The organism is Paraburkholderia bryophila (genome assembly GCF_003269035.1).
Classification (GTDB): Bacteria; Pseudomonadota; Gammaproteobacteria; order Burkholderiales; family Burkholderiaceae; genus Paraburkholderia; species Paraburkholderia bryophila.
In genome coordinates this window covers 63,533-80,186 of record NZ_QLTK01000013.1, presented here as the reverse complement: position 1 = coordinate 80,186, position 16,654 = coordinate 63,533, and the positions used below count along the sequence as shown (strand labels likewise).

General features: G+C 64.2%; 13 protein-coding genes. 6 read left to right on the top strand and 7 right to left on the bottom strand.

Features of this window, described 5'->3' with window-relative positions; genetic code table 11:
- Positions 1 to 61 precede the first annotated feature (61 nt).
- Entirely contained in the window at positions 62 to 712 is a 651-nt protein-coding gene (locus tag BX591_RS19580; protein ID WP_111932977.1) for a hypothetical protein, read from the top strand.
- Between the two features lie 93 nt (positions 713 to 805).
- Positions 806 to 1,546, top strand: a complete 741-nt coding sequence (locus tag BX591_RS19575) for a response regulator (protein WP_111932976.1) — start codon at positions 806 to 808, stop codon at positions 1,544 to 1,546.
- A 119-nt stretch (positions 1,547 to 1,665) separates the two neighbouring features.
- Here the strand turns inward: BX591_RS19575 and BX591_RS19570 are convergent, their stop codons facing one another.
- From BX591_RS19570 to BX591_RS19555, 4 genes are all read right to left on the bottom strand, one after another.
- On the bottom strand, positions 1,666 to 2,337 hold the full coding sequence (locus BX591_RS19570; RefSeq protein ID WP_111932975.1) for a flagellar basal body L-ring protein FlgH: 672 nt from the start codon (positions 2,335 to 2,337) through the stop codon (positions 1,666 to 1,668).
- A gap of 131 nt (positions 2,338 to 2,468) precedes the next feature.
- A complete protein-coding gene (locus BX591_RS19565; RefSeq protein WP_111932974.1) occupies positions 2,469 to 3,200 on the bottom strand; it encodes a hypothetical protein in 732 nt (243 codons plus the stop codon).
- 3 nt (positions 3,201 to 3,203) lie between these two features.
- Entirely contained in the window at positions 3,204 to 3,371 is a 168-nt protein-coding gene (locus BX591_RS19560; protein WP_338068903.1) for a DUF6726 family protein, read from the bottom strand.
- 45 nt (positions 3,372 to 3,416) lie between these two features.
- A complete protein-coding gene (locus tag BX591_RS19555) occupies positions 3,417 to 3,599 on the bottom strand; it encodes a hypothetical protein (protein WP_111933053.1) in 183 nt (60 codons plus the stop codon).
- A 410-nt stretch (positions 3,600 to 4,009) separates the two neighbouring features.
- On the opposite strand from BX591_RS19555, the gene BX591_RS19550 reads away from it, so the two are divergent.
- Together BX591_RS19550 and BX591_RS19545 are read left to right on the top strand one after the other, a co-directional pair.
- A complete protein-coding gene (locus tag BX591_RS19550) occupies positions 4,010 to 4,750 on the top strand; it encodes a response regulator (protein WP_111932972.1) in 741 nt (246 codons plus the stop codon).
- Positions 4,747 to 6,018 carry an ATP-binding protein gene (locus tag BX591_RS19545; protein WP_111932971.1) on the top strand — a complete coding sequence of 424 codons (1,272 nt, stop codon included), beginning with the start codon at positions 4,747 to 4,749 and terminating at the stop codon, positions 6,016 to 6,018. Before BX591_RS19550 ends, BX591_RS19545 begins: the two co-directional genes overlap by 4 nt.
- A gap of 186 nt (positions 6,019 to 6,204) precedes the next feature.
- Here the strand turns inward: BX591_RS19545 and BX591_RS19540 are convergent, their stop codons facing one another.
- On the bottom strand, positions 6,205 to 7,170 hold the full coding sequence (locus BX591_RS19540; protein WP_111932970.1) for a tyrosine-protein phosphatase: 966 nt from the start codon (positions 7,168 to 7,170) through the stop codon (positions 6,205 to 6,207).
- 333 nt (positions 7,171 to 7,503) lie between these two features.
- Here BX591_RS19540 and BX591_RS19535 point away from each other — a divergent pair, with 333 nt between their 5' ends.
- Positions 7,504 to 8,763 (top strand): MFS transporter, encoded by a 1,260-nt coding sequence (locus BX591_RS19535; protein WP_111932969.1) that lies wholly within the window; start codon positions 7,504 to 7,506, stop codon positions 8,761 to 8,763.
- Positions 8,764 to 8,780: 17 nt separating this feature from the next.
- A complete protein-coding gene (locus BX591_RS19530; protein ID WP_111932968.1) occupies positions 8,781 to 10,046 on the top strand; it encodes a D-amino acid dehydrogenase in 1,266 nt (421 codons plus the stop codon).
- A 166-nt stretch (positions 10,047 to 10,212) separates the two neighbouring features.
- On the opposite strand, the gene BX591_RS19525 is transcribed toward BX591_RS19530, so the two are convergent.
- Positions 10,213 to 11,682, bottom strand: a complete 1,470-nt coding sequence (locus tag BX591_RS19525) for a glutamate synthase subunit beta (RefSeq protein WP_105511110.1) — start codon at positions 11,680 to 11,682, stop codon at positions 10,213 to 10,215.
- A gap of 149 nt (positions 11,683 to 11,831) precedes the next feature.
- Positions 11,832 to 16,535 carry a glutamate synthase-related protein gene (locus BX591_RS19520; RefSeq protein WP_111932967.1) on the bottom strand — a complete coding sequence of 1,568 codons (4,704 nt, stop codon included), beginning with the start codon at positions 16,533 to 16,535 and terminating at the stop codon, positions 11,832 to 11,834.
- Between the last annotated feature and the right edge of the window lie 119 nt (positions 16,536 to 16,654).

Genomic DNA, 16,654 nt, shown 5'->3' with positions numbered 1-16,654 from the left:
GCGATCCGCCGCGCTGCGCGTCGACCGGCCGCCCCCTTTGACCGCCACCGGGCACCGTCTCATGACATTCATGCCGAGCCTGCGCGCCGCCACCTTCACGCGAGCTTCACGCGCCACGCGCACCGCGTGGCGCGTCACGCGGCGGCCGTGCGCGCGGCTGGCCGTCGGCGCGATGCTGGCGGCCGGCCTGAACGGCTGCGCGTGGACGCTGATCCAGGCTGCCGATGCCACCGGCTCCGTGATTCAGGCCGGCTACGCGATTGCGGCGAACTACTCGTCGCCGACCTTCGTCAACGGCCGGCCGGCCGACGTGCATAACGTTTGCATCGAAGTGAATCAGACCGTGTCGGTGGGCGATTTCGTGCCGGCGCTGCAACTCGCGCTCGACCGGCGCGGCATTCGTTCGGACGTCTACAATCCGGGCACCTCGCCCGCCGGTTGCGAAGCGCGCCTCGTCTACAACGCCGCGATCGACTACGGCCGCCGCTCGTTCAGCGACGAATCGATCCAGTACCTGTCGATCATCGACCTGACGCTGATCCAGCACGGCCGCATTCTCGTCACCGCGCGCTATCAGACCGGCGGCCTCAACACCGACCGCTTTTCGTCGGCATCGACCAAGCTCAATGGTCTGATCGAACGGATGGTGGTCGATCAAACCGATTTCGCGCGCCAATCGATGCAAACCATTCAGACCTCGCAGGCGAACTAGCCGCGCCGCACTGCTTGCCGTCTCTTACATGGGAAAGGATTCGAAAGCGTTACGCGCTTGGCTCGCTCCATGCCGATCACTAAGATGGCCTGAATGAACCAATCCATTCTGGTCGTCGACGACGACCCCGTCGTACGTGAGCTCGTCAGCGATTATCTGCAGGGGCGCGGCTTCAAGGTTGTCACGCTCGAACACGGCCTGGCGCTGCAGCGCAAATTGCAGGACGAGCGTCCGGCGCTGATCGTGCTCGACATCATGATGCCGGAGCTCGACGGCATCAGTGCGCTGCGCGCGTTGCGCGTGGCCGGCGACGACATTCCGGTGATTCTGCTGACTGCGCGCGCCGATCCGATCGACCGCGTGATCGGCCTCGAACTCGGCGCCGACGACTATCTCGGCAAGCCCTTCGAGCCGAGCGAACTGGTCGCGCGAATTCGCACGGTGCTGCGCCGGCGCGGCACGATTGCGCCGAGCGCGCCGGAACAGCGCGCGCCATACCGGTTCGGACGTTTCGAAGTGAATTTCCCGGCGCGTGAATTGCGCCGCGACGGTGAGCGCATCACGCTGCGCTCGAGCGAATTCGCCATGCTCAAAGTGTTCGTCACGCATTCGATGACGGTGCTGACGCGCGCGCAGTTGCTGGAGAAACTGCACGGCAATAGCGAGGCGCATCGCAATCGCAGTCTCGATGTGTCGATCTGGCGATTGCGGCGGCTGATCGAAGTGGATCCGTCGGAGCCGCGTTACGTGCAGACGGTGTGGGGACGCGGGTATGTGTTCGTGCCGGACGGGGAAATCGGCGCGGCCGAGCGAAGCGCGGCGCCGTTGGCGTAGCGGGAAGAGGAGGCGCGGGTATCTCGCTAAATGCGCACGACGCGGGCATGGCGCGGTGCACGTCTCAGCTGGGTCACATGTCCCGCTCGTTTCGCGCCACTCACCCGCGTCTTAAAGCATCAAAACGTCAACACACTCAGGAACATGCGCTGCAGCCAACCCATCGTCGTCGCGTCGGACACCATGCCCGCCCCAGCCTGTTCGATCCGCGCATTGGCGACCTTGCTCGACGCGACATAATTGCCCGCCTCGATGTCTTTCGGATTGACGATCCCCGACAAGCGCAAGCGGTCGCTGTTACCGCTCATCGCGATCATCTTCTCGCCCGACACCACCAGGTTGCCGGTCGACATCGTGCCGATCACGGTGACGGCCAGCGTGCCGGTCATGCCGCTCACGTCGGTGAGACTGCCCTGCCCCTTGTAGTCGGTGCTCGCCGAGCCGATGTTGAACAGCCTGGCGAGCCGCGCGGCGGCGTTGGTCGATTGATCGGCGGCGGCGGCGGTGATGCTGCTCGAACGGCTCGCCGCCGCCGTCGAACTATTGTTGCCGCTATACGACTCCGACAGACGAATCGTCAGCACATCACCGATATGCTGCGCACGCGGCGTTTCGTACAGCAGCAGCGGCGTGCCGGCCTGATAGATCGCGCCTTGCGTGTTCACGTTGAGCGGCGCGGAGGCGAGTGGCGGCGCCATCGGCGTGTCGACGATAGAAGGCTGCCGACCGCCCGAGCAGGCGGCGAGACAGAACGCCGCGCCTAGCGCGAGCGTGAGAGGTAGCGTGGTCATGCAGGCTCCTTGAACGGATCGGCTTGCTTTGAACGGGGCGCCACGCTTGCCGCGCGATCGCTTCCGATGAAGACGAATGCACACGGGCCGCGAGTCATGGCGAGAGCGCGCCGCCTGGTCGAGGTCGCGCATCAACCCGCCTCGGCGCCGCTCGCCTGCCATTGCCGCACGACCGACTTCACCCACGCATCCGAACCCTTCAGCAGATAGGTGAGCGTGCCGTTGCGCGTGCCCGGCAGAAAACACAAGGTGATCGAACTCACCGCGTTTTCCCAGACATAGGTCGGCAGCGCGCCCGAGGCCGACACGTTCCGCGTCGCGAAGCGCGGCGGCCCGTAGCGGTCGGCGAGCGCGTCGCGCAAGTCTTCGGCGGTGATCTCGTCGACCACAAAGGAAATCTCGTAGAGACGCAGCGCGCTTTGTCCGTCGACGCGCGCGAAGCGCAGCACATGCTCCAGCGCCGGCGCGCCGTCCACCACGGCTTGCGACACCGCCCAGCCGTCATTGCCGCGATGCGCCCAGCGGCACGCCACCGTCAGGCTCTCGTGCGACTTCAAACGCATGCCGAGCGCGCCCGCCTGCACGTCCGTCTCGCAGACCGGCACGCTGCCGACCGGCGTGGCCCGCACGGTTGAACCCGCGCGGAATTCATCGAGCGTCATGCCGAGCGCGACGCCACGAAACGCGAACGGCGCATCTTGCGTGGTCGAGCGCCGGCGCGCCTCGGCGGAGACTTCCTTCTGCGTGGGCGCGGTTGCTGACGCGTTCGGATTCGCATCACGCGCGACCGGCTGCGCATAAGCGGCCAGCGACAACAAACCACCGAACAGCGCCAACGCACAGGCAATCCGTTTGAGTGTCATGATTCAGTCGATCGCGGATGAACACATGTCGAACGGGGCGGCCGCGGCATGGCCGACGACCGGGACGATTTTCAGCGTGGCTGAGGTCAGCCGGCACGGCAGCGCGGCGACGGCGCAGCCGCCGACCGGCAGCAGCGCCGCGCCGAGCGTCAACCACGCAACGACACGAATGAAACGGTCAATGATTCTCGGGGTCGACACACGGGCCTCGGTGCGTCAGGCGGTCGTGTTGACGTTATGCCCAACGAGTCCGCTCGGCAGCGACGGCAGCGGTTCGGCTGCGGCTTCCTGCGCGGTCGGGGCCGTGGCGAGGTTGCTTTGAGCGGCAGGCTTGGGGGCCGGCGGCGTCGGCGCCATCGAAGAAAAACGGGTTGAGCTGAAGTTGTTATGAACGGACATGATGAGCCTCGCGTGGCGCTGGGTTTCGATTTCACGCCGCTTGCCGTGGGCCCAATGCGTCAGGCTGTTTCCGGCTTGCGGCGCAACGTACTGCACGACGAATCATCGCGCCGGGCACACGTTGGCGATGCACGAAGAAAAGCGCGCTTTCCAGCGGTTCTTTCGAGCCGTTGCGAGCGGTTTCAATTACGCGCCAATTGTTTCTTCGGAGGAATTTTTGGCGATGCTTATCGAATTGAATGGGTGTGGACGGCGTGCCGCGCATTGCCAAATATGGCGTGCGTGAAATACGCTATGAGCCTTCGGCAGCGGGCCTTACGCTTCAGCCGGCAGAGGTTGTGCGGGCAAGCGTAAGCATTGGTAAGAAAACAGTCGGCCGCGCGTTGTGCGGGCCAGTCTAGAATTTCGCCATGAATCCACAGGTCCTTATCGTCGACGACGATCCGGTCGTACGCGATCTGCTATGCAAGTTTCTGCAATCGAACGGCTTCGACGCGTCGGTGCTGCATGACGGCACGCATCTTCAGCGGCGGCTCGAACGCGAGCGGCCTTCCGTCGTGGTGCTCGATATCATGATGCCGAACACCGACGGCCTGCGCGCGCTCACCGCGTTGCGCGCCGCCGGCGACGACATTCCGGTGATCTTCGTGACCGCGCGCGGCACGGTGGCCGACCGCATCGTCGGGCTTTCGCTCGGCGCGGACGACTACCTGACCAAGCCGTTCGATCCACGCGAACTGCTTGCGCGCATCCATACCGTCCTGCGCCGTCGCGGGCCGTCCACCACCAGCGCGCCGGAAGCCCGCAAGCCATACCGGTTCGGGCCGTTCGAACTCGACTTCGCAACCCGTTCGCTGTCGCGCGACGACACCAAGCTGGCGCTGCGCGACAGTGAGTTCGCGCTGCTGAAGATCTTCGTCAACAACCCGTACAAGGTGCTGTCGCGCGTACTGATTCACGATCTCGTGCATCGCGACAACCTGGCCTTCCGCGACCGCAGTCTCGACGTGCCGATCTGGCGTCTGCGCCGCGTGATCGAGGAAGATCCGTCCAACCCCTGCTACGTGCAAACGGTGCGCGGCAAAGGCTACGTTTTCGTACCCGACGCCGACGGCGCGCCCTTCGCCGACGAGGCCGCCTCCACCGCATGAGAAACCCGCTGAACACGCTGTTCGGCAGGATGGCGTTGCTCTCGACGGCGGTGTTGCTCGCGATTCAGGCCGGCTGGTTCGTGCTGATCGTCATGCAGCCGCCGCGTCATGAAATCGACGGTTTCGCGCGCGGCATTCTGCTGGTGCTGCAAGCCGTCAACGGCGAGCCGATGAAGGGGGCCGCGCTCGCGCCCGCCATGCGCGTGCATCTGGTGCCGACCTGGAACATGCCGGCGAGCGTGCATCTGAGCGAGCCGACCCGGCATCCGCTGACCGAATTGAGCCGGCAACTGCACGACAACCTGCCGCCCGGCACCCGCATCGCCGTCGACGATTTACGGCCGCCGCAACTGTGGGTACTCTTCCCCGGCAAATCGAACTGGGTGGTGGTGCCGGTCGACGTGCCGCCGCGCCCGCGCTTTCTGATCGAAGCCGTCTCGATGCTGGCGGGCGCGCTGATCCTGTCGCTGCTCGCGGTGTGGCAGATGCAGCGGCCGTTGTCGCGGGTGGCCGGCGCCGCTCGCGAATTCGGCTCGGGCGGCCGGCCTGAGCCCGTCACCGTGCAAGGCCCGCGCGAACTGCGCGATCTGATCGGTTCGTTCAACGACATGATGCGGCGTCTGAACGAAGCCGGCGACGACCAGGCCGTGATGCTGGCCGGCGTGGCGCATGACCTGAAAGCGCCGCTCACGCGCCTCAAATTGCGCGCCAGCGTGCTGGTCGCGGAAAGCGAGCGCGCCGGCCTGATCCGCGACGTGGACTCGCTCACCAACATCGTTCAGCAGTTCCTTGAATTCGCCGGCCAGTCCGCCGACGCCGGGCCGCCAGTCGAAGTCGAAGATTTTTTACAGGAACAGTTTTTCGCCGGCGACAGCACCGAAACGCCATTATTCACGCTCGACCTGCGCGCGGGCCCGGCCTTCAAATTACCGCGCACGCTGCTCGACCGGCTGGTCACGAACCTGGTGGATAACGCGCTCGAACACGGCTCGCCGCCGGTGGATATCGCGACCGCGCGCAGCGACGGACACTGGGTCATCAGCGTGCGTGACCACGGGCCCGGCATTCCGGACGACCGCATTGCCGCCGCGATGAAACCCTTCGTGCGGCTCGACGCCGCGCGGGGCGGCGAAGGTCATTGCGGCCTCGGTCTCGCGATCGTGGCGCGGCTCGCGCATGATCGCGGCGGACGCTGCCACGTGCGCAATCACGCGCAAGGCGGGTTGGAAGTGCGAATCGAGCTGCCGGTGACGGCGGCTTTAACGTGACGGAGAGGGGAAGCCGGCGTGTGCGCTTACGCGGCCTTACTGGAGGGTCTGCTGCATGGGTAGCGGCCTTATAGTCAGCCCCGGCAACCTCGATGCCGCCCTTTCTCCGTCCGCCCGCTTATCGGGGCGGACTTTTTTTGCGTGTCGCATGGCGCGTGTCACGCCGCGCTGCTCACCGCTCCACGTTCAGGTTATGAGCCGGCTGTGCAGCCTATCGATCGTCGACTGAGCGAGCCCCAAGCCTTGCGTCAGATAGTTCGTCATCGTGCCGTAGTTCGCTTGCACCTGATCGAAGCCCGCCTGCAGATAACTCTCCTGAACATTCAGAAACGGCGTTTCGACCGTGGCGACCGCGTCGCCGTCCTGCGCACGCAGCGTCTCGATCTGCGTCTGGATCGACGGCGCCAGATACACGTTGCTCAGCAGATAGTCTTGCGTGATGACGTCGAGCGGCACATTGGCGATGCTCAGCAGCAGTGCCGCGACCCAGCCGGTGCGATCCTTGCCCGCACTCGAATGAAATAACTGCGCGCCGGCCCCATCGGCCAGATGCGTCAGCAGTGCGCCGAAACTGGCGCGCTGCGCCGGGCCGGTGACATACGCACGCGCCTGCGCTTCCATGAACGCGGTCGCGGCGCCGGCGGAATCGAAAGCGGGAGCGACGAAGTCGTTGGTGCCGAGCACATTGAACGTCTGCACGATCGCGCCGCCCGGCAGGATGTCGGCGGTGCGCGCGATCTCGCCCGGCGTGCGCAGGTCGTAGACCGTGGCGATGCCGAGCTTGTCGATCGTGGCAGCGTCGGCGCTGCTGAGCGTCAGCACGTTCGCGCGATAGAACGCGCCACGGCGCATCTGTTTGCCGTCGACGGTCGGATAGCCGGCGGCAGCGCCCGCGAGGTCGCGGAAATTGGCGACCGAGGTGAGGCGCGGCGTGGGCGGCTGATCGGCGTCGAGATTGCCGCCGCCGCAGGCGGACAGCAGCGAGGCGCTCAAGCCGGACATCAGCAGCACGCTGGCCGAGCCCTTGAGGAAGGTCCGGCGCGACGCACAATCCACATCGGACACCGTTCTCGGGCCAGCCCCATTCGCTCGCGACAAGCTCGTGCTCGCGAAGCGGCGCAGTGGCGAGCAGATTTTTGCGGTGGCGGGCATTAGGCGTGGCTGGCGCGGACGTGAGAGGGTGGTTCGCAGCATGGGCACTGCCGGCGCAGTTTACCGGCCGACAATAACTTTTGCGTTACAGAGTAGTAGTTGGTAAGGAAACGAGAGGTTGGCGCCGGCGTGCTTGCGGCGGGTCGAGCGCCGTGGATGCGCCGCGAGTCGCTACCTACAGCGATTTCCCGAATGTTGCGTCTCTTATCGATTGTTACGCCGAAACGCCATTTTTGACCACAACTGGCCCCGGGACGCCTCATCCCCGTAGAATACGAACACCCCTTTTTCCAGCCGCCGGCAGGCCAAAAGACCTGGAGACCATAACAAAACATGCCTTCTCTCCAATGGTTCACCGAATTGACCCAGCGCGAGCGCCGCACGCTTTACGCCGGGTTCGGCGGCTACGCAGTCGATGCCTTCGACTTCATGATCTACTCGTTCCTCATTCCGACCTTGATCGCGACATGGGGCATGACCAAAAGCGAAGCCGGCATGATCGCCACCAGTTCGTTGATCTCGTCGGCGATAGGCGGCTGGCTGGCCGGCATTCTCGCCGACCGCTACGGCCGCATCCGCGTGCTCCAGTGGACGATTGCCACCTTCGCGCTATTCACCTTCCTGTCCGGCTTCACGCATTCGTTCTGGCAACTGCTCACCACGCGCACGCTGCAAGGCATCGGCTTCGGCGGTGAATGGTCGGTCGTGACGATCATGATGGCCGAGACCATCCGCTCGCCACAGCATCGCGCCAAAGCCGTCGGCACCGTGCAAAGCAGTTGGTCGTTCGGCTGGGCGGCCGCGGCGATCATCTACTGGGCATTCTTCGCGCTGCTTCCCGAGCAGGTTGCGTGGCGCGCGTGCTTCTGGATCGGCCTGCTGCCCGCGGCGTGGATCCTCTACATTCGCCGCAACGTGAGCGATCCGGAGATCTATCTGGAAACGCGCCGCGCCCGCGACCACGGCTTCGATACCTCGCACTTCCTGCAGATCTTCTCGGCGTCGCATCTCAAAACCACCTTGCTCGGCAGCGTGTTGTGCACCGGCATGCTCGGCGGTTATTACGCGATCACCACGTGGCTGCCGACCTATCTGAAAACCGTGCGCCATCTTTCGGTGTTCAACACCAGTGGTTATCTGATCGTTCTGATCGTCGGTTCGTTCACCGGATATATCGTCGGCGCGATTCTTTGCGACAAGATCGGCCGGCGCGCATCGTTCGTGCTGTTCGCGATCGGCTCGTTCGTGCTCGGCATGGCCTACACCATGCTGCCGATCACCGACGGCATGATGCTCGCGCTGGGGTTTCCGCTCGGCATTGTGGTGCAGGGGATTTTCGCGGGCGTGGGGGCGTATCTGTCGGAGCTTTATCCGAATGCGATACGCGGATCGGGGCAAGGCTTCTGCTACAACCTGGGGCGCGGACTCGGCTCGTTCTTTCCGATACTCGTCGGTACACTGTCGCAAACCATGACGCTGGTGAAGGCAATGGGCATCGTGGCCGGTTCCGGCTATCTGCTGGTGATCGTCGCGGCGCTCTGTCTGCCGGAAACCAAGGGCAAAGTACTCGGCGCGGCCAGCCCCGCCGCCTGACCACGCTGCACACATTCATGAAAACGATAGTTCTGGGCGGCGGCGTGATTGGCGTCGCCACCGCTTTTTACCTGCGCCAGCAGGGCTGCGACGTCACGCTGATCGAGCGCGAACCCGACGTTGCGCTTTCCACCAGTTTCGGCAACGCCGGCGTGATCGCGCCGGGTTACGTGACGCCGTGGGCCGCGCCCGGCATGCCGACCAAGATCCTCAAGTACCTGTTCAAGCCGGCTTCGCCGCTGATCTTCCGTCCGACCCTCGACCCGGCGCAGTGGCGCTGGATCGCGCGCTGGTTGCGGGAGTGCGATCTCGAACGCTTTCGCGTCAACAAACAGCGGATGCAGCGGATCGCTTATTACAGCCGCGACTGTCTGCACGAATTCCGCCGGAGCCATCCGTTCGATTACGGGCGTAGCCAGGGCTATCTGCAGTTGTTTCGCAGCGAGTACGACGTGGAGCTCGCGCAACCGGCGCTGACCGTGTTGCGCGACGCGGGCATTGCGCATCGGCAAGTCAGCGCGGAGCAATGCGTCGAGATCGAACCGGGGCTGCGCTGGGCGCGCGAGGCGCCGCTGTCGGGTCTCTACCTGCCCGACGACGAAGCCGGCGACTGCGCCCGTTTCACTCGAGAACTGCGCGCGGTGTGCGAGCGTAATGGCGTGCAGTTTCGTTTCGACACGACGATCAAGTCGCTCGATGTGCAAGGCGGTGCGGTGCGCGGCGTGCGTGTGGAAAGCAATCGCGGCGTTGAGACCATGCCGGCCGATGCGGTGGTCGTGGCGTTGGGTGTCGACAGCGCGGCGTTGCTCGCGCCGCTCGGCGTAAAGGTGCCGCTTTATCCGGTGAAAGGCTATTCGGCGACCTTGCCCATCACCGACGAAGAAAAGGCTCCGCGCGCCGCGCTGATGGACGAGTCGCTGAAAACGGCGATCACGCGCTTCGGCAATAACCTGCGCGTCGCCGGCACGGCGGAACTCGGCAACGGGCGGACCACGTTGCGCGAGCAGGCGTTGCAGACGCTGATGAAAGTCCTCAAGGACTGGTTCCCGCACGCCGCGAATCCAACCTCCGCGCACTTCTGGGTAGGCCGCCGGCCGATGACACCCGACGGCGCGCCGCTACTCGGCGCGTGCGGCGTGGACAATCTGTGGCTGAACCTCGGACACGGCTCGACGGGTTGGGCAATGTCGATGGGGTCGGGCCGTGTGGTCGCGGATCTGATGACGCAGCGTGAGCCGGAGATCGATCTGGAGGGGCTAACGTTGGCGCGGTATCGCGGATAACCACGCGCGGTCGGCAACGAAGTAAAAAGCCGGGTCACCCTCTCAGGTGCCCGGCTTTGTTTTTTCACGGCTTGAAAATCCAGCCTTGTCGTCTCCACCTCGTCCTGCAAGCAGTAGCCGGTTTTCACCGCCGTACGACGCGGCAGCGCAAACCGGCCGGAGACGTTTAACGCGGCAGTTCCGAATGCCCCATCAGGAACGCGTCCACCGAACGCGCGCATTGACGGCCTTCGCGGATCGCCCACACCACCAGCGACTGGCCGCGCCGCATATCGCCCGCCGTGAACACCTTGTCCACCGACGTGTAATACGCCTTGTCGCCTTCGGTCGCGGCGCGCACGTTGCCGCGCGCGTCCTTGTCGACGCCGAACGCTTCGAGCACCGGCGACAGCGGCTGCGTGAAGCCCATGGCGAGCAGCACCAGATCCGCCTTCATTTCGAATTCCGAGTTCGGCACTTCCTGCATCTTGCCGTCCTTCCATTCGACGCGCGCCGCGATCAGCTTCTCGACCTTGCCGTTTTTGCCTTCGAGGCGCTTGGTCGCAACCGCCCAATCGCGCTCGCAGCCTTCGTCATGCGACGACGACGTGCGCAGCTTGATCGGCCAGTACGGCCACACGAGCGGCTTGTTCTCTTCTTCCGGCGGCTGCGGCAGCAACTCGAATTGCGTGACGCTCTTCGCGCCATGGCGATTCGACGTGCCCACACAATCCGAGCCCGTATCGCCACCGCCGATCACGACCACATGCTTGGCCTTCGCGAGCAACTGGTTCGCGACCTTGTCGCCGGCATTGACCTTGTTCTGTTGCGGCAGGAATTCCATCGCGTAGTGAATGCCTTCCAGCTCGCGGCCCGGCACCGGCAGATCGCGCGGCGTTTCCGAACCGCCGGCAATCACCACGGCGTCGAACTGTTCTTTCAGCTCGGCCGGCGTGACGGTTTCCTTCGCCGTGTTGCCGATGTGATCCGGCAGCGAATCCGCGCGGCCGATGAACACGTTGGCGCGGAACGTCACGCCTTCGGCTTCCATCTGACGCATGCGACGATCGATCAGCCACTTCTCCAGCTTGAAATCGGGAATGCCATAACGCAGCAAACCGCCGATCCGGTCGTTCTTTTCGAACACCGTCACATCGTGCCCCGCGCGCGCCAGTTGCTGCGCGACAGCGAGACCCGCGGGGCCGGACCCGACCACGGCGACCTTCTTGCCGGTCTTGTGCTTCGGCGGCAGCGGCGCGACCCAGCCTTCGGCCCAGGCCTTGTCGATGATCGCGTGTTCGATCGACTTGATTCCGACCGGGTCGTTGTTGATGCCGAGCGTGCACGCCGCTTCGCACGGCGCCGGGCAAATGCGGCCCGTGAACTCGGGGAAGTTATTCGTCGAGTGCAGCACTTCGATCGCGTTCTTCCAGTCCTGATGAAACACCAGGTCGTTGAAGTCCGGGATGATGTTGTTCACCGGGCAGCCGTTGTTGCAGAACGGAATGCCGCAGTCCATGCAACGCGCGCCTTGAATCTTTGCTTCGTCGTCGCTCAGTGCGGCGACGAATTCCTTGTAGTGCTTCACACGCGTGAGCGGAGCTTCGTACGTCTCGTGGCGACGTTCGAACTCGAGAAAACCGGTTGCCTTGCCCATGTGGTTCTCTTCTCTATCTGTATCAGGTGGGGTGATCTACATCCGCCGCGGGGCACCGTTGAACGGTGACCGCGCGCGGCGGATACGGCTTAAGGGTGACGTCCCGCTGGCAACCTGCCAGCGAAGCGGCGGTGCGGCGGTGTGGCGGATCAAGCGGCGAGCACTTCCTTGTTCGCCTTCTTCGCGGCCATTTCGCCCAGCGCGCGCTTGTATTCGGTCGGGAACACCTTCACGAATTGACGGCGCGACGCGTCCCAGTTTTCGAGCAGCGCTTTCGCACGCGGCGAGCCCGTGAACTGGAAGTGACGCTCGATCAATCCCTTCAGCAGCGCTTCGTCGGTCGCGCCGGTGTGCCACAGGCTCTTGTCGACCGTGCGTTCCTGTTCGGCCTGTTGCAAGACCGGTTCGAGCGCGACCATCGACTTGTTGCACTTGCCTGCGAACGAGTTGTCCGGATCGAACACATACGCAATGCCACCCGACATGCCGGCCGCGAAGTTACGGCCCGTTTCGCCGAGCACGACGACCGTGCCGCCCGTCATGTATTCGCAACCGTGGTCGCCGGTGCCCTCGACGACCGCCGTCGCGCCCGAGTTACGCACGCAGAAGCGCTCGCCGGCCACGCCGCGGAAGAAGGCTTCGCCTTCGATCGCGCCGTACATCACCGTGTTGCCGCAGATGATGTTTTCCTCGGACTTGCCGCGGAAATCGTTGGTCGGACGAATGATGATGCGCCCGCCCGACAAGCCCTTGCCGACGTAGTCGTTACCGTCGCCGACCAGATCCAGCGTGACGCCCTTCGCGAGGAACGCGCCGAAACTCTGACCTGCGGTGCCCTTCAATTGAATGTGAATCGCGTCGTCGGGCAAGCCGTCGTGGCCATACTTCTTCGCGATCGTGCCGGACAGCATCGCGCCGACCGTGCGGTTCACGTTGCGCACCGGCTGGATGAACGAGACGTGCTCGCCCTTTTCGATCGCGGCTTTCGCCTTTTCGATCAGCACGTGGTCGAGCGCCTTGTCCAGACCGTGGTCCTGCACGTCGACATGCTTACGCGCTACATCTGCCGACACTTGCGGCTGATAGAACACGCGCGAGAAGTCGAGGCCCTTCGCCTTCCAGTGCTCGATGCCCTTCTTCATGTCGAGCAGTTCGGCGTGGCCGATCAGGTCGTCGAACTTGCGGATGCCCAGTTGCGCCATGATTTCGCGCGCTTCTTCCGCAACGAAGAAGAAGAAGTTGACGACGTGTTCCGGCTGGCCCTGGAACTTCGCACGCAGCACCGGATCTTGCGTCGCGACGCCGACCGGGCAGGTGTTCAGGTGGCACTTGCGCATCATGATGCAGCCTTCGACGACGAGCGGCGCCGTCGCGAAACCGAATTCATCAGCGCCGAGCAGCGCGCCGATCACGACGTCGCGGCCGGTCTTCATCTGACCGTCGGCCTGCACACGGATGCGACCGCGCAACTGGTTCAGCACCAGGGTCTGCTGCGTTTCGGCGAGACCCAGTTCCCACGGCGTGCCCGCATGCTTGAGCGACGACAGCGGCGAAGCGCCCGTGCCGCCGTCCGTGCCTGCGATCACGACGTGATCCGCCTTGGCCTTCGCCACACCTGCGGCGACCGTACCGACGCCCGACTCCGACACCAGCTTCACCGAGATGCTGGCCGCCGAATTCGCGTTCTTCAGATCGTGGATCAGTTGCGCCAGATCTTCGATCGAGTAGATGTCATGGTGCGGCGGCGGCGAAATCAGGCCGACGCCCGGCACCGAGTAACGCAGCTTGCCGATGTATTCCGACACCTTGTGGCCCGGCAACTGACCGCCTTCGCCCGGCTTGGCGCCTTGCGCCATCTTGATCTGGATCTGATCGGCCGACGACAGGTACTCCGCCGTCACGCCGAAACGGCCCGACGCCACCTGCTTGATCCGCGAGCGCAGCGAATCGCCTTCTTTCAGCGGAATGTCGACGATCACTTCTTCGCCGATCACGGACTTCATCGTGTCGCCATTCTTGATCGGAATGCCGCGCAGTTCGTTGCGATAGCGCGCCGAATCTTCGCCGCCTTCGCCGGTGTTCGACTTGCCGCCGATGCGGTTCATCGCGACCGCCAGCGTGGCGTGCGCTTCGGTGCTGATCGAGCCTAGCGACATGGCGCCGGTCGCGAAACGCTTGACGATGTCCTTCGCCGGTTCGACTTCGTCGAGCGGGATGGCTTTGGTCGGATCGAACTTGAATTCGAACAGGCCGCGGAACGTCATGTGACGCTTGGTCTGATCGTTGATCAGATGCGCGTATTCCTTGTACGTCTGGTACGAGTTGCTGCGCGCCGAGTGTTGCAGTTTGGCGATCGCGTCCGGCGTCCACATGTGTTCTTCGCCGCGCACGCGGTACGCGTACTCGCCGCCCGCGTCGAGCATGTTGGCGAGGACGGGGTTGTCGCCGAACGCGTCGCGATGCAGACGAATCGCTTCTTCCGCGACGTCGAACAGACCGATACCGCCCACCTTCGACGAGGTGCCCTTGAAGTACTTCTGCACCAGATCTTCAGCCAGGCCGACCGCTTCGAAAATCTGCGCGCCGGTGTACGACATGTAGGTCGAAATGCCCATCTTGGACATGACCTTCATCAGGCCCTTGCCGACCGCCTTGGTGAAGTTGTAGACCGCCTTCTCCGGCGACAGGTCGCCCTTCAGGCCGGCGGCCAACTGGCCGAGCGTTTCCATCGCGAGGTACGGGTGAACGGCTTCCGCGCCGTAGCCCGCGAGCAGCGCGAAGTGGTGCGTTTCGCGCGCCGAGCCGGTTTCGACCACCAGACCCGCGCTGGTGCGCAGACCGTGCTGCACGAGGTGCGTGTGGATCGCGGCGGTGGCCAGCAGCGCCGGAATCGCCACGTTGTCGCGGTCGGTCTTGCGGTCCGACACGACCAGCATGTTGTAGCCGGACTTGACGGCGTCGACGGCTTCCGCGCACAGCGAAGCGAGGCGCGCTTCGATGCCTTCCTTGCCCCACGCCACCGGATAGCAGATGTTCAGTTCGTACGAGCTGAACTTGCCGCCCGTGTACTGATCGATCTCGCGGATCTTCGCGATGTCCTTGAAGTCGAGCACCGGCTGCGACACTTCGAGACGCATCGGCGGGTTGATGTTGTTCGTGTCCAGCAGGTTCGGCTTAGGACCGACGAACGACACCAGCGACATCACCATGTTTTCACGGATCGGGTCGATCGGCGGGTTCGTGACCTGGGCGAACAGCTGCTTGAAGTAGTGATAGAGCGTCTTGTTCTTGTTGGACATGACTGCCAGCGGCGAGTCGTTGCCCATCGAGCCGACGGCTTCTTCGCCGGCTTGCGCCATCGGCGCCATCAGGAACTTGAGGTCTTCCTGCGTGTAGCCGAACGCCTGCTGGCGATCCAGCAAGGCAGCGGCTTCGCGGCGTTCCGTCGCGACGTCTTCGGCCTTCGGCTCGATTTCGTCGAGCTTGATCCGCACCGCGTCGATCCAGCTCTTGTACGGCTTGGCGTTCGCGAGGTTGTCCTTCAGTTCCTTGTCGTCGATGATGCGGCCGTGTTCCATGTCGATCAGGAACATCTTGCCCGGCTGCAGACGCCACTTCTTGACGATCTTCGACTCGGGGATCAGCAGCGTGCCGGCTTCCGACGCCATGATGACGAGGTCGTCGTCCGTGACGATGTAGCGCGCCGGACGCAGACCGTTACGGTCGAGCGTCGCGCCGATCTGACGGCCGTCGGTGAACGCGATCGCGGCGGGGCCGTCCCACGGCTCCATCATCGCGGCGTGGTATTCGTAGAACGCGCGGCGGTTGTCGTCCATTAGCGTGTGCTGTTCCCAGGCTTCCGGGATCATCATCATCATCGCGTGGACGAGCGGGTAGCCGGCCATCACCAGCAGTTCGAGACAGTTGTCGAACGATGCGGTGTCGGATTGGCCCGGGTAGATCAGCGGCCACAGCTTCGGCAGGTCGTCGCCGAGCACGTGCGACGCGATCGCGCCGGTGCGTGCGTTCAGCCAGTTGACGTTGCCCTTCACCGTGTTGATTTCGCCGTTGTGGGCGATCATCCGGTATGGGTGAGCCAGTTCCCACGCCGGGAACGTGTTGGTCGAGAAGCGCTGGTGCACCAGCGCCAGCGCCGAGACGGTGCGCTCGTCCTGCAGGTCGCGGTAATACACGCCGACCTGGCCGGCCAGCAGCAGGCCCTTGTAGACGATCGTGCGCGCCGAACACGACGGCACGAAGTATTCCTTGCCGTGCTTCAGCTTGAGCGCCTGGATGCGGTGGCTCGCGGTCTTGCGGATCACGTACAGCTTCCGCTCCAGCGCGTCGGTCACCATGATGTCCTTGCCACGACCGATGAAGATCTGGCGGATCAGCGGTTCGCTCGCCTTGACGGTCGGCGAAATCGGCATGGTGTGGTCGACCGGCACGTCGCGCCAGCCCAGCACGACCTGGCCTTCGGCCTTCACCGTACGTTCCAGCTCCTGCTCGCAGGCCAGACGCGACGCGTGTTCTTTCGGCAGAAACACCATGCCGACGCCGTACTCGCCGCTCGGCGGCAACACCACGCCCTGTTTGGCCATTTCCTCACGATAGAAACCGTCCGGAATCTGGATCAGGATGCCCGCGCCGTCGCCCATCAGCGGATCGGCGCCGACAGCGCCCCGGTGATCGAGGTTTTCGAGAATCTTCAGGCCTTGCTCGATGATCTCGTGGCTTTTCTTGCCCTTGATATGAGCGACGAAGCCGACGCCGCAGGCGTCGTGTTCGTTTTGCGGGTCGTACAGACCTTGTGCGGCGGGAACCGGATGAGTCGGTTGCTGGTGGTCGTTCATGGGGACACCGTCTGTAGGGGGCCGGACAGGCCGTTAAACCATTTTTCTATTGCCGCGGCTCGCAACCGCAACCGCGACGGCGCTTTGAGCGGGACACGCTGAAATGCTACGCGTATCAA